The 12,767-nt window shown below is 54.6% G+C and carries 13 protein-coding genes and 1 tRNA gene; 6 read left to right on the forward strand and 8 right to left on the reverse strand.

Going from position 1 to position 12,767, the window contains the following annotated elements:
- The first annotated feature begins 86 nt into the window (after positions 1-86).
- Positions 87-860 (forward strand): MBL fold metallo-hydrolase, encoded by a 774-nt coding sequence (locus tag G565_RS0104010; protein ID WP_028669807.1) that lies wholly within the window; start codon positions 87-89, stop codon positions 858-860.
- The gene (locus G565_RS0104015) at positions 857-1,129 is read left to right on the forward strand and encodes a PilZ domain-containing protein (protein WP_028669808.1); all 273 of its coding nucleotides are present in this window, start codon (positions 857-859) and stop codon (positions 1,127-1,129) included. The genes G565_RS0104010 and G565_RS0104015 overlap by 4 nt, the downstream gene beginning before the upstream one ends.
- Before the next feature lie 92 nt (positions 1,130-1,221).
- On the opposite strand, the gene G565_RS0104020 is transcribed toward G565_RS0104015, so the two are convergent.
- Positions 1,222-2,259: an NADP(H)-dependent aldo-keto reductase gene (locus tag G565_RS0104020; RefSeq protein WP_028669809.1), complete on the reverse strand. Its 1,038-nt coding sequence runs from the start codon at positions 2,257-2,259 to the stop codon at positions 1,222-1,224.
- Between the two features lie 82 nt (positions 2,260-2,341).
- On the opposite strand from G565_RS0104020, the gene G565_RS0104025 reads away from it, so the two are divergent.
- Genes G565_RS0104025 through G565_RS0104035 form a run of 3 tightly spaced genes read left to right on the forward strand, consistent with a single transcriptional unit; the run spans position 2,342 to position 3,993 of the window.
- A complete protein-coding gene (locus G565_RS0104025; RefSeq protein ID WP_028669810.1) occupies positions 2,342-2,683 on the forward strand; it encodes a hypothetical protein in 342 nt (113 codons plus the stop codon).
- 3 nt (positions 2,684-2,686) lie between these two features.
- Complete coding sequence (locus tag G565_RS0104030) at positions 2,687-3,253, forward strand: hypothetical protein (protein WP_028669811.1); 567 nt, start codon at positions 2,687-2,689, stop codon at positions 3,251-3,253.
- Positions 3,250-3,993 (forward strand): heparan-alpha-glucosaminide N-acetyltransferase, encoded by a 744-nt coding sequence (locus G565_RS0104035; RefSeq protein ID WP_157599996.1) that lies wholly within the window; start codon positions 3,250-3,252, stop codon positions 3,991-3,993. Before G565_RS0104030 ends, G565_RS0104035 begins: the two co-directional genes overlap by 4 nt.
- An 8-nt stretch (positions 3,994-4,001) precedes the next feature.
- On the opposite strand, the gene G565_RS0104040 is transcribed toward G565_RS0104035, so the two are convergent.
- Both G565_RS0104040 and G565_RS0104045 read right to left on the reverse strand, forming a co-directional pair.
- Positions 4,002-4,283, reverse strand: coding sequence for a hypothetical protein (locus tag G565_RS0104040; protein WP_028669813.1), 282 nt, complete (start codon positions 4,281-4,283; stop codon positions 4,002-4,004).
- A gap of 263 nt (positions 4,284-4,546) precedes the next feature.
- Positions 4,547-6,223, reverse strand: a complete 1,677-nt coding sequence (locus G565_RS0104045) for an AMP-binding protein (RefSeq protein ID WP_028669814.1) — start codon at positions 6,221-6,223, stop codon at positions 4,547-4,549.
- A gap of 268 nt (positions 6,224-6,491) precedes the next feature.
- Here G565_RS0104045 and G565_RS25775 point away from each other — a divergent pair, with 268 nt between their 5' ends.
- The gene (locus G565_RS25775; RefSeq protein ID WP_051207283.1) at positions 6,492-7,487 is read left to right on the forward strand and encodes an OmpA/MotB family protein; all 996 of its coding nucleotides are present in this window, start codon (positions 6,492-6,494) and stop codon (positions 7,485-7,487) included.
- Positions 7,488-7,669: 182 nt separating this feature from the next.
- Here G565_RS25775 and G565_RS0104055 read toward each other — a convergent pair.
- The 5 genes from G565_RS0104055 to G565_RS0104075 all read right to left on the reverse strand — a co-directional run bounded on the left by G565_RS0104055 (position 7,670) and on the right by G565_RS0104075 (position 12,741).
- Positions 7,670-7,745: transfer RNA gene (locus tag G565_RS0104055), tRNA-Ala, on the reverse strand.
- A gap of 113 nt (positions 7,746-7,858) precedes the next feature.
- Positions 7,859-10,492 carry an aminopeptidase N gene (pepN, locus tag G565_RS0104060; RefSeq protein WP_028669815.1) on the reverse strand — a complete coding sequence of 878 codons (2,634 nt, stop codon included), beginning with the start codon at positions 10,490-10,492 and terminating at the stop codon, positions 7,859-7,861.
- A gap of 138 nt (positions 10,493-10,630) precedes the next feature.
- Positions 10,631-11,491: a DUF2797 domain-containing protein gene (locus G565_RS0104065; RefSeq protein ID WP_051207285.1), complete on the reverse strand. Its 861-nt coding sequence runs from the start codon at positions 11,489-11,491 to the stop codon at positions 10,631-10,633.
- Positions 11,488-11,766, reverse strand: coding sequence for a YeaC family protein (locus tag G565_RS22890; RefSeq protein WP_084649216.1), 279 nt, complete (start codon positions 11,764-11,766; stop codon positions 11,488-11,490). The genes G565_RS0104065 and G565_RS22890 overlap by 4 nt, the downstream gene beginning before the upstream one ends.
- A gap of 75 nt (positions 11,767-11,841) precedes the next feature.
- A complete protein-coding gene (locus G565_RS0104075; protein WP_028669817.1) occupies positions 11,842-12,741 on the reverse strand; it encodes an NAD(+) kinase in 900 nt (299 codons plus the stop codon).
- Positions 12,742-12,767: the final 26 nt, after the last annotated feature.

Here is a 12,767-nt window from a genome sequence, read left to right on the forward strand (position 1 = left end):
GACAAGCAGAGAATTCCATGACAACATCATTGTTTCAAACGGGATTTTTGCATAGGGTTAATAGAAATAATGCCAGTGAGTATACCATGAGAGTCATTCGAACATTTGTTCCAAACTCTTTACAGAACTTCAACCATTTGGTGGTGTGCGAACACAGCCAGGCTACAGCCGCCGTGGACCCTTACGATGCAGAGCACTTGCTGGCCCTCGCTGAAGAACAAGGGTTGCGCATAACCGACATCTGGATCACCCATGAACACGGCGACCACATTCGACACCTGGAACAACTGAAAGCCAAAACCGGCGCCCGGGTCAGAGCTCCGGCGTCGTGTCAGGGGCGCTTCCAGGCTGATCACTGGTTGCAGGACTGCGATGAACTGACTCTGGGCCAGTCGACAGCGCAATTCTGGGCATCACCCGGCCATACACCAGGCCACGGTGTGTTTTACCTGTCTGAGCCGGAGCCAGCGCTGATCTGTGGCGACACGCTGTTCAACGCGGGGGTCGGCAACACGCGCTCTGGCAATACCGACACACTGTTTCACACCATTGAGCAATTGCGCCAGCGAGCGGATCCGAACACACGCATTTACCCTGGGCACGACTACCTGCCAACCAACCTGGCCTTTACGCTGAGCATTTTGCCCGGTCATCCGGCCGCTGAAACCATGAAAGCCACCAGTGATCAACAAACACCGGATACCCGCATGACGACAACGCTGGCCGATGAAGCCCAAATCAACCTTTTCTTTCGACTTGACGACGATGCACTGGCCCAGGCACTCCAAGACCGCGGCTTCAATACAGAGACGGCCCAGGCCCGCTTTACGGCACTGCGTCAGTTGCGGGACACGTGGTGAGCCAGGACCAGCGGGGATACCCGCGTACCCGGTTTGAAGTGACCATCGAGCTGGTCACCCGTAACGGCTATCGCACGGAAGCAAAGACCTGGAACATCTCGGATGGAGGCACCTTTGTTGAGCTAACGCCCGCCCAGAAACAACACTTCAATCTGGGCACACAGGTGCACAGCCAGGTTCAGGGTCTGCCAATGCCCGCCCCGGTGGTTTTGATGCGAGTGGTTCGACACGCGCCCTCAGGCATCGGCTTGAAAATCATCGACAGCTGACGACCTGGCCATCATTCATCAATGTCGCCGGAACGTCCATGTTCCGGACTCGGGTAGCCAGCATTCAGCGAAACCCTACTGACCATAGGCACTCAGGGGCAGGGGTTGGGCTGACGCTGATGCACCGCCTCGATATCGGCCAAGACACTGTCTGACAACTCCAGACGCTCACTGTCGATGTTACTTTTCAGTTGCTCGATGGTTGTCGCGCCAATGATGTTACTGGTGACAAATTGACGACTGGTCACATAGGCCAGTGCCATCTGTGCCGGGTCGAGCCCATGGTCACGGGCAACCTGAACGTAGTCGGCCGTTGCCGCAATGCCCTGGGGGTTATTATACCGCTGGAAACGCTCGAACAGCGTCAGGCGACCATTCTTCGGGCGCTGTCCATCCAGGTACTTGCCGGCCAGCATGCCAAATGCCAACGGCGAATAGGCCAGTAACCCAACCTGCTCGCGGCAGGCAAACTCGGCCAGTCCTACCTCGAAGCTGCGGTTAAGCAGATTGTAGGGGTTCTGAATACTGTCTATGCGTGGCAAGCCGTCAGCATCACTGAGACGCAAATATTCAGCGACGCCCCAGGGCGTTTCATTCGAAATACCGATTCGACGAACCTTGCCCTCCTGCACCAGCTCATTCAACGCAGACAGGCTCTCAGCGATACTCACCGCATCTTCACTGGCATTCAGCCCCTGAAACCCCAGCTTGCCAAAGAAGTTAGTGCTCCGGTCCGGCCAGTGCAATTGATACAGATCGATATAATCTGTCTGCAAGCGCCGCAAACTGGCCTCACAGGCCTGCTTAATATGCTCACGTGACAAGGTCGGGCCACCGCGGATGTACTCGAAATCCCCCCTTGAGATCGCCTTTGTTGCCAGAACTACACGGTCACGCTGGCCGCGCTGTTTAAACCAGGTACCAATGTATTCTTCGGTTCGGCCATAGGTCTCAGCCTTGGGTGGCACCGGGTACATTTCAGCCGCGTCAAAGAAATTGATATCACGCTCGACTGCGTAATCCATCTGTGCGTGCGCTTCTGCTTCCGTATTCTGCTGTCCCCAGGTCATGGTCCCCAGTGCAATGCTGGAAACCTTGATCCCGGATCGACCTAATTCTCTGTATTCCATGAAATACCCTATTATGTGCATTTAGATTCGCTTGTAAGCGTCTATAATAGGGGCACATTCAACCCAATTCGATGGGAAAAGCATGTCACGCAGAAAAAAGAGTCGCTCACTGAAAGACCGGCTCGGAGTAAAGACCGGGTCCAAGAAAACCTTTATCAGCCAAGGCGACAAGGGCAAGATCCCCAGCAAAAACCGCCTGGCCAAGCATAAAAACCGCAGCAAGTCGGCCTATGCGAAGTTCCTGGAAGAAAACAGGGGCAAAGATACCAGCGCCGGTCAGGGACCGGCAAAGCCACAAAAAACAGGGGTTTCAGACGATCCCTCAGAGAATCGTTCCGAGCCTGAACCTCAGGATGAACTGGACACCGCTGACTTTGACGAATTGAGTGGCGACGAACTGCTCGAACGCTTTGAGCGGAGCTAACCCATGACGCGCTTCAAACGATTATCACTGTGGTTCACCTTGCTGGTCGGCACGTCAGTGGCGATCGCTGAAGACTTTGGCGTGGCCCAGTGGGGTGATAGCGCAATGTCAGTGCGTGATCAGGAGCAACGGCCCAACCTGACCCCGCTGGCAGAACCGGACTACCTGGTGTATCAGGCCAGCTTGCCGGGTATTGAGAGCACCCGACTGGTGTATCAGTTTAAAGACGGCCGGCTCGAAACCGGACGTTTCATCTTCCGAGCCGACCCCACCCGCCCTACTGAAGCCTGGCTGACCCAGTTTGAAACGGTTCGCGCACTGATCAGCCAGCAATACGGCACCCCGGTGCAGCAGCAAATTCTTCAGCCGCCCGGCGCCGGTACCATCGCTGCGGACACGAGGGCCAGCGCACTGGAAAGGGATGCGGTCATCCTGAAAACCCAGTGGCTTGCCGATCAAACACTGATTACCCAACAACTGGCCTGGAACGGAAGTCGCCCGCATCACCAGATCATTTATCAACCGGTCAATGGCGAAGACCTGTCGGGCGCGGGAGCAAGCCCGTTTTGACCACCGCCATTCGTTCAGACCTAGCTACATGGGCACAACCGCGAGAAGCCCGACTGGTCAGCATAGATCAGATGCGAGCCCTCGCTCTGGTGCTAATGGCCGTGTTTCACTTCGGATATGACCTCAGCGTCTTCGGCTACTTGAGTTTCGACGCAACAGCTCCCTTCTGGGCCGTTTTTCGCAGCATTATCGTCACCCTTTTCTTTCTCAGCGTTGGGGCAAGTCTGTCACTGGCAAACGCCACAGGCATTCGCTGGGGTGCGTTCTGGACACGGGAACTCAAAATAGTGGCCGGTGCGCTGACCTTTTCGGTCGCTACCTGGTTCTTATATCCGGGCAACTGGATCTGGTTTGGTGTGCTGCATTTCATTGCCGTCGCCAGCGTTTTGGCACTGCCTCTGCTGCGCACCCCACGGCTTGCATTGATCGCCGGCATCTCCATTCTTACTCTGTTCAATCTAACTGACTGGTTTACTCTGGCGCCTCTTTATCAGTTCTTACGTGAACCCCTGGCACTGCCCGACCGGACCATGGACCTGACACGGCTGATTCCCTGGCTGGGAATGGTCTATATTGGGGTATATCTGGGACACCAGCGCCTGTTCGGGATCCGGCAACTGCCTTTCCTGCCCGCACAGGGCCTTTTTATTTGGCTCAGCCGACACAGCCTTGGTTTCTACTTGATCCATCAAATCCCGCTCTACGGCCTCGCCTGGCTTATCTACCTCGTAATTGGATGAAGCAGTGCTCAAGCCATAACCTGTCCGCGATACACCCGATGTGGCTGCCCGGTAACCGATACCGTAGGTTTGTCCCAATCGCTCAGATCAAAAGGCGCGCGCGCTTCAAAGTCCGACAGCAACGCATTCAGTTTAGCGTCCTTGTCATTGCGATAACGCGTCAGAATGGCCAGGTCTTGCGTTGACGTAATGCGAATATCATCGCCATAAATTGCGCGTATCCGTTTGCGAATATTCTGCAGAGCCCGATAATTTTCAGGCTTGATCAACCAGTGTTGTTGTTCTGACATACTCGACTCCTCAGCTGAGAGTGCATTCGCATGAACGAATGTGTAGCGGTTGCCAGTGAACTGGATGCAATAATCTTGCCTGTATTATCTGAGCAAACCACTGGTATCGAGTGATTAGCCACCTCAAAACGACCCAAATTGACGCATCACTCACCTGCATTGCGCCACTTTGATGCCTGCTTTCCCATTCATCAACGGCTCCATATAGCTTAAAAAAAAAGCCCGGCGATTGGCCGGGCTCATTGTTGGGTTTCTTGTCTCTACTAACCCTTAGTGGTCTCATCTTCCCAAAACACTTTGCCGGAGGACACATTAGCCAGTCGATCCTGATATTGTTGTTCCAGATCAGCGCGTTTCAATTTAAGTGTGGGTGTCAGCAAGCCGTTCTCGATACTCCACAGATCATCCGCTACCAGAATACCATCAAGACGCTGGTGCGATTCCAGAGCGGAGTTTACGGCTGACAGTGTATGTTGAAGTGACGCTCGCAACGGCTCACGAGCAGACTTGCGCAAATGCTCGGCTAACACCACAACCGCAACCGGCTGCGTGCGCCCACTGCCCATCAGACAGACCTGTTCGATGTCAGGGTTACCGGCTAACTGGCTTTCAATCGGCACTGGAGCAACATACTTGCCTTTTGCTGTTTTGAATTCCTCTTTTAAACGCCCCACGATGGTGTAGGACCCATCCGGGTTTTTAATGGCTTTGTCACCCGTTTTGAACCAGCCGTCTTCAAACGAATCGGCCGTCGCCTCCGGGTTCTTGTAATAAGTCTCAAATACGGTGTCACCGCGAACCTGCATTTCGCCCTGCTCGCTCAAACGAATCTCCAGGCAATCGATGGGTATCCCTATAGTGCCCAGACGATCTTCCCGGAAAGGCATGTTGGTGGTTGAAAGACCGGCGGTTTCGGTCATACCCCAGGCCTCACAGATAGGAATGCCAAGCCGGAAATACCAATGAAGGGTGCTTGGTGAAATCGGTGCCGAACCCGAACCGAATATTCGAACTGAATTCAAGCCCAGACCCTGTCGGATTTTCTTCGCAACCAGTTTACCAAGCAACGGAATGCGCAACAGTTTCTGCAGTTTTTGTTCCGGCATTTTCTCGTGAACACCGGCCTGAAATCGTACCCAGAGCCTTGGTACTGACAGGAACGCCGTAGGTTGGGCAACTTTCAAATCATCAACAAAGGTATCCAGTGATTCAACAAAGTAAACCGGCCCTCCGGCATACAGTGAGGTTCCCTGAATCACCGTTCGTTCAGTGATGTGTGCCAGTGGCAGATAGGAAACGGTGCGGTCATCTGGCCGCAACCCGATTACGCTTCGGTTGGCCGTTGCGGCTGCCGCATACTGCCGGAATTTCAGCACAACGCCCTTCGGGTTGCCTGTGCTGCCCGAGGTGTAAACGATGGACATGATTTCTTCTAACCCTACATTGGCGACCTCTGCCAAAGGCGTCTGTTGACTGATCCAGTCTTGCCAGCGGATATCATGTTCCACCGTATCGTAAGGGAAGCCTATGCGTGGAATCGAGCCATCGAACACCTTCGAGCCTGCGGTTTTGTCGTCCAGCTTGCCCACGAAAATTGCTTTGGCTTCACTGTGATCGAGAATGTACTGCAGTGTTGACTCGCCTGCCGTAGCATAGATGGGCACGCTGACCATTCCAGCCATCATGATCGCCCAGTCGGCAATGAACCATTCCGCACTGTTCTTGGCAAAAATCGCAACCCGATCACCCGGGTTCAGCCCAAGAGATTTCAAGCCCTGAGCGATTTTACGAGCATCTTCATCCACTTGTTTCCAGGTCCACACCTTTAATTGCCGATTGACCGGCTGATGCAGATAGGCTTCAGCGCCACGTTCCCGCACATGACGAGCCAGTTCCTGCAGAGGCGTTTGATAATGTCGGTCTTTATTTGTGTGGTTCATGTTGTTTCCATTGTTTTTGTTGTAGGAGGTTTCCAGTATCTGCCGGGCATTGCAAGCCACCAACAAACGGACAAGAACCGTTCTAGTATTGACCAGTGTCCCGACAAACGCACGGTTATTGGCCCGGAACGTGATCTGATTGGCTGTTTTTCAAATTGCCGGAAACAGGTGTGCCGTTCAAAGCGGGATTGGTGACGAAAGACTGTCGACACCTACCGGGGTTTTGGGTCATGCTTGACACATCACTGACATAGGACAGGACCCTGCCATGCCAAGATCGACCCTCTGGGCACTGTTTGCCGCCCTGCTACTCGCGCTTTTCACGGCTTACGTTCTGTGGGACAACCAGCAATTGACGCAAGCCTCGCGCACGCTTGAACAGCAGGTCAGCGACCAATCTGCCGACCTTCTCGATGCCCGAACCCGAGCACAGAACCTTATCGCCACCAACCGCGAGCTCGAACAAAGACTCACCCAGTTCACCAGCCAACAAACTGACTTGTCGGACATCGTGACGGAACTGCAGGTCCGGTTGACCGAGGTTACCGAGGAATACACCAACCTGGTGGCCACACAACAGCAGTCTCAGCAGCAGCTCGAAGCCGCCTCCAACCGTCAACAGGCGCTGGCCAGACTGGAGTCAGAGGCCGAAGCCCGAGCCCAGGCCAATCAGGCACTGACTGAACGGTTGGATCAGCAGATTCGCTTGAACGAGCGCTATCAGCAACAACTGCAGGCAGCTAACACCGCACTAACCGGTCGCCAGGAAGAAGTGGCTGATCTGGAAAGCCGGTTGTCACGCGAACAGCAGGCCATCGACGCACTGGAGCAGCAACTGACAGCCCTGAGTGACGATCGCAGCCAGGCAATCGAACAGAGGGCAGATGGCTCTACCGTGATACAGCTACCGGAGGCCATTCTGTTCGATTCCGGCTCAGCTCAATTGAACAACCAGTCGGTCGCTGTACTCGAAGATGTCGCCCGGGCCATCGAAAGTTTTGAGCAATACAACATCAGAGTGATCGGCCACAGCGACAGCCTGCCCGTGGTCTCAATGAGACGGACCTATCCGACAAACTGGGAACTCAGCTCAGCCCGAGCCAGCGCCGCCGTCCGGCGCCTGACCGAGCTGGGAGTTACCCCACAACGCCTGAGCGCAACCGGTGTTGCAGACACCCAGCCTCAGGTAGAGGAGACCGATGACGGCAGTCGCCAGCGGAACCGGCGAATTGAAATTGTTCTGGAGCCATTGCCCCAGCGGTGAATGCCACCCATAAAAAAACCGGTCACAATGACCGGTTCTTTTAAGTATTTGGTGGAGCTATGCGGGATCGAAGTCGTGCGCGACCCCGGCGATACCTCCTGCATACCATGCAGGCGCTCTCCTTGCCGCTTATTACTCTCCCATAAAAAAACCGGTCACAAGGACCGGTTCTTTTAAGTATTTGGTGGAGCTATGCGGGATCGAACCGCAGACCTCCTGCATGCCATGCAGGCGCTCTCCCAGCTGAGCTATAGCCCCAAGTGGGTGCCGGACTTGCGTCTGACACCGCTGACGTATTCTACTGGCGCCGAACCGGCTGTCAATACTTTGTGTTGTATTTCAAGCAGTTATGCGCACAGCACAGACCAAACTCAGTCTTTCAGGGCACGTTGCGCCATCTCGAACACATTGGACGACAACGACTGGGTAGCCAAAATGGTTTCCAGCGCCTTAGCCATCATTTTGCCCCGGGTCGCGTCATAGCGTTTCCAGTCAGACAACAAGGTGACCAGTCGGGCAGCCAATTGAGGGTTCAGTGCATTCAACTGTTGAACCACGCTGGCGAGCAATGCATACCCTTCCCCATCGTCATCGTGAAACGACTCGGTGTTCATGGCAAAACCGACGATGACACTGCGCACCTTGTTCGGGTTTTTAATGTCGAACGCCGGGTGCTGCATCAGAGTCTCAATGTCAGACACCGTCGTTCCGGGCGTCCCGGCCTGCATGGTCAGCCATTGCTCAACCATTTGAGTATCCGACTGCCAATGGTCATAGAAGTCACTCAACAAAGATTGCTGCAAGGCTTCGGCATCGCCTGCCAGAACCGCTCGCAACGCATTACTGCGATCGGTTTGGTTGGTGGCGCCGGCATAGAGTTGCGCGGCGAAATCGAAAGCCGCCTGGTCACCCGCCTTTAACCAATACCAGAGACTCAGACCCTGCAGCTGTCGACGGCCAGACTCTTCGGCATTGAATTCATAGGGCGCATGACTGCTCAACTTCTCTGTCAGTGAACGCCAGATATCCCGGTAGCGAGTAGCGAGCGTTTTGACCAGATGCTTGCGGGCCGCTATCAAGTCTTCAATATAAACAACGTCAACCGCGTCTTTGAGAATGGCATAACCGGGCAAGGTCAGCATACTGGCGCGTATGGCGTGCGACAGCGTTGCATCGCCCGCTACGTTGGCTACCGTTTCAACCAGCACCGATGGTGCCGTCAGAGTTCGACCCGCCCTGCGATCTGTCGCCAGGCTGAGAATAGCCCTGATATACAGTTGCTGAAGCGCATCCCAGCGGTTGAATCCGTTGGCATCGTTTGCGGCCAGAAACGCCAGTTGCTCATCGCTGTACCCGAACGACCATTTCACTGGCGCTGAAAAATCCCGTAGCAAGCTGGGCACAGGCCGCTCAGTGAGCCCCGTGAACACGACATCGGTCACTTCATCGGTAAGCGTCAGCACTTCGGTTTCGGCGCTGTAGTTGGCCCGGGTTTTAATCGCCAGGTCCTGACCATCGGTGCCCAGCAAGCCCAGCTTAACCGGAATTACGAAGGGTGATTTTTCAGGCTGGCCAGGTGTGGCCGGACAGGCCTGTTTGAACGTCAGGGTATAGTTACCGTTGTCAGCATCAAATTCATCGGTCACCGCCAGCCTTGGTGTTCCGGCCTGGCTGTACCAGCGCTTGAACTGGGTCAGATCAAGACCGGAGACTTGCTCCATACAGGCAACAAAATCGTCAGTCGTGACCGCCTGACCATCAAAACGTTCGAAATACAGATCCGAACCGCGACGGAAATCTTCAGCACCAACCAGGGTATGAATCATTCTGACGACCTCGGCCCCTTTTTCATAAACCGTGGCGGTGTAGAAATTATTGATTTCGATGTAGGAATCCGGCCGCACCGGATGGGCCATCGGGCCGCTGTCTTCCGGGAACTGGACGGCACGCAGCCCAGCCACGGTCTCTATACGCTTTACCGCGCGGTCGTGCATGTCGGAACTGAACTCAGTATCGCGAAAAACAGTAAACCCTTCTTTGAGCGATAGCTGGAACCAGTCCCGACACGTCACCCGGTTACCGCTCCAGTTGTGGAAATACTCGTGGGCGACGATGCCCTCTATGCGTTCAAAACGCTGATCATTCGAGGTGTCAGGCGACGCCAGAACGGCTGCGCTGTTGAAAATATTCAATCCCTTGTTTTCCATGGCGCCCATGTTAAAGAAGTCGGAAGCGACGATCATGAATAAATCCAGATCGTACTCACGCCCATAGACATCCTCATCCCATTGCATGGCTTTTTTAAGAGAGGCCAGCGCAAAATCCACTTTGTGTGCATTCTGTGGCTCAACAAAAATCCTCAGCGTGACTTCACGACCACTGCGCGTCGTAAAACGATCATCCTTGCCGGCCAAATCACCGGCGACCAGTGCAAAAAGGTAGCTCGGCTTTGGAAATGGGTCTTCCCAGACGGCAAAATGCCGCCCGTCGTCGAGTGTTCCGCTATCAACCGGGTTGCCGTTGGATAACAACACCGGAAATCGTTTGGCATCGGCTTCGATCCGGGTCGTAAAGGTCGCCATAACATCGGGCCGGTCCGGATAAAAGGTGATTTTACGAAACCCCTCTGCTTCGCACTGGGTGCACAGCATGGATCCGGATTGATAGAGCCCTTCAAGTGACGTGTTGTTTTGGGGGTCTATGCGGGTAACAGCGCGGAACCGCGCTGTATCGGTCGCACAATTCAAAGTAAGCAGACCACCCGAATACTGGTAATCGGTTTCGGTCAGCTGGGCATCGTTCAAGTGCAGGGATTGTATTTTCTGATCGACACCGTTGAGGACCAACTCTCGACTGGCAACGGTCGGATTCTTCCTCAGGCTCAGCTCTGAAGTGACTTCGGTATAGCCGTCAAACACCTTCACTGTCAGATGAATGTGGTCTACCCAGAAAGCGGGCTGCTGGTATTCCTTGAGGTAAATGGTTTTCGGATCCTGTGTTCTCATCAGTGTCTCACTCTTGCCCTTGAGGGAATGCCCTTGTGGGGTGGCTTGTGGGATGGCTTGTAGGATGGATAGGGCCGTGCGCAACAACCCTGGCCATGACCGGGTATCAGTTCCAGGTAAGGGACTGACGCCCGGGACTTATCGCAACACCACCTGGTAGCCGGTGTGGCGACGAATGTTGATAACGCCCGTATCGAGAATCCAGTACTGACCCTTAATACCAAGCAAGGTTCCTTCAACGACGGGCTGTTTGTCGAGCGTCAGGCTGGTGACTTTTTCCGGATATTGTTCAACCGGATAATCCAGCGACCGCACATCGGCATGGTTAATCAACTGTATCGCCTGCAAGCCATATTCGGCGATCAGTGCTTCCAGTTCCGGGCGGCATTCAGCCACCAGTTGATCACGCGCTGCGGGCAATTCGATCGGTTCCGACGTGCCTTTGAGCATGGTGCGCCAGTTGGTCTTGTCAGCCACATGCTGTTTGAACACCACTTCCAGCAAACCAGCCAATTTGCGTGAGGTGACTCGTGCGATGATCATCGCCTGAGTTGCACCCTGGTCGACCCATCGAGTCGGAACCTGACCACCACGGGTAATACCGACCTTGATGCCACTGGCGTTGGCCAGATAAACATAGTGTGACTGCATGCAGGTCACTTCGGCCCACTCGGGCTCGCGGCAGGTGCCCTGATCGAAATGGCATTTTTCCGGGCTCATCATGCAGCTGTCACACTGGGCCAGAGACATGAAATGCTCGTAGCAATAACCTTGACCGAAACTTTTGTTGGTGACCTTATTGCAATAGACGCAATGAATCTCACCCAGGTATTCCAACCGGATTGGCGTACCGATGCGGGCATTCATGTCTATGTCGCGGTCACCCAGGCGCAGCCTGTAACGCACCGGGGATGTCGCGTCGCTGATCATTTTCTCCAGCCCGCCACGACCGAGCTCTACTGAATCTTCAACTGACGGGCTGAATAGGTCGAGATTCATTGCAGGGTATCTCCGCTGCCAGGTAGATTGACTACTTGGATATCCGCCAGCTTTTCAGCTTTGCGCCTGACCGATTCTGGCCGGTCAATGTAGCCCGTACGAGCCTGCTCGGGCACACCGTTATTGATTTCGTACTTAAGACAAGCTTCCAGGCACAACGCTTTCTGCTCTTTGGTCAGCGCTACGCCGTTGGGCCATTTGCCCAGTTCAATGGCTTGTTTCAGCCGACTGTAGACTTCAGGAGACAAACTCCCGGCTACGGCGTCAAAATTCATAGCGTTACCCTCTTTCACCCTGCTTTGTTCCCATGTGCGGTCAAACCGGCCAGACACAAGGGAGTTTGGTGGTGATTAATCTTCAAGTCGATTGCCCCAGCCTAGCTTGGTGCGGCAAATCTCATAATAGTTGTGATCTTCCGGGTGCAACAGGCGCAAGGCCTGCGGAAACCGGCTGATGCGCAGTTCATCGCCCGGCGCAATGGGAATATGGTGCTGGGCATCAAAGCTGATCTGCGGCTCGAAGCCGTGATCTTCCCCCAACTGAATGCTCAGTTGGGCATCCGCACCCACCACTAAAGGCCGATTATTCAGGCTGTGCGGGAACATGGGTACCAAAATCATGGTATCGAGGCTCGGATGCACAAGTGGCCCGCCTGCAGACAGGGCATAGGCGGTAGACCCGGTTGGTGTTGAAACAATCAGGCCGTCCGAACGCTGGCTATAAACGAACTGTCCGTTGATGTAGAGCTCGAATTCAATCATTCGAATGCTTTGCCCGGAGTGGAGCACAACATCATTCAATGCCCGACCGGTTTCCAGCACCTCGCCATTACGAACAATGCTCGCCTGCAGCAGAAAGCGGTTTTCAATGACGTATCGTCCAGAAAACACATCCCGTACTTTCTGCTCCATGTCTACCGGCATAATGTCAGTCAGAAAACCCAGGCGACCGCGGTTGATGCCCAGCAGTGGTACATTGAATTCAGCCAGATCGCGGGCGGCGCCGAGCAAGGTGCCATCCCCCCCGACGACGATGATAAGGTCGGCCCAGAGCCCAAGACCCCGGCGATCCAGAGCCTCACAACTGAGCCCTGGTATGGCTTCGGCGAGCGGCAAGTCGATACGACAGGTCCGTTTTAGCTCGCTTAACAGATGCGTCAGCCGGCGGACAGAGTGCACCACGCTGTCACTATCAAGCCGGCCAACAATGCCAATCCGGTTAAACGATTGGGTGTGCTCGGGTTTGGTCATTCAGGTCGCTTCAGTTATCGTCAACG

This window comes from Saccharospirillum impatiens DSM 12546, from assembly GCF_000423605.1.
Lineage (GTDB): Bacteria > Pseudomonadota > Gammaproteobacteria > Pseudomonadales > Natronospirillaceae > Saccharospirillum > Saccharospirillum impatiens.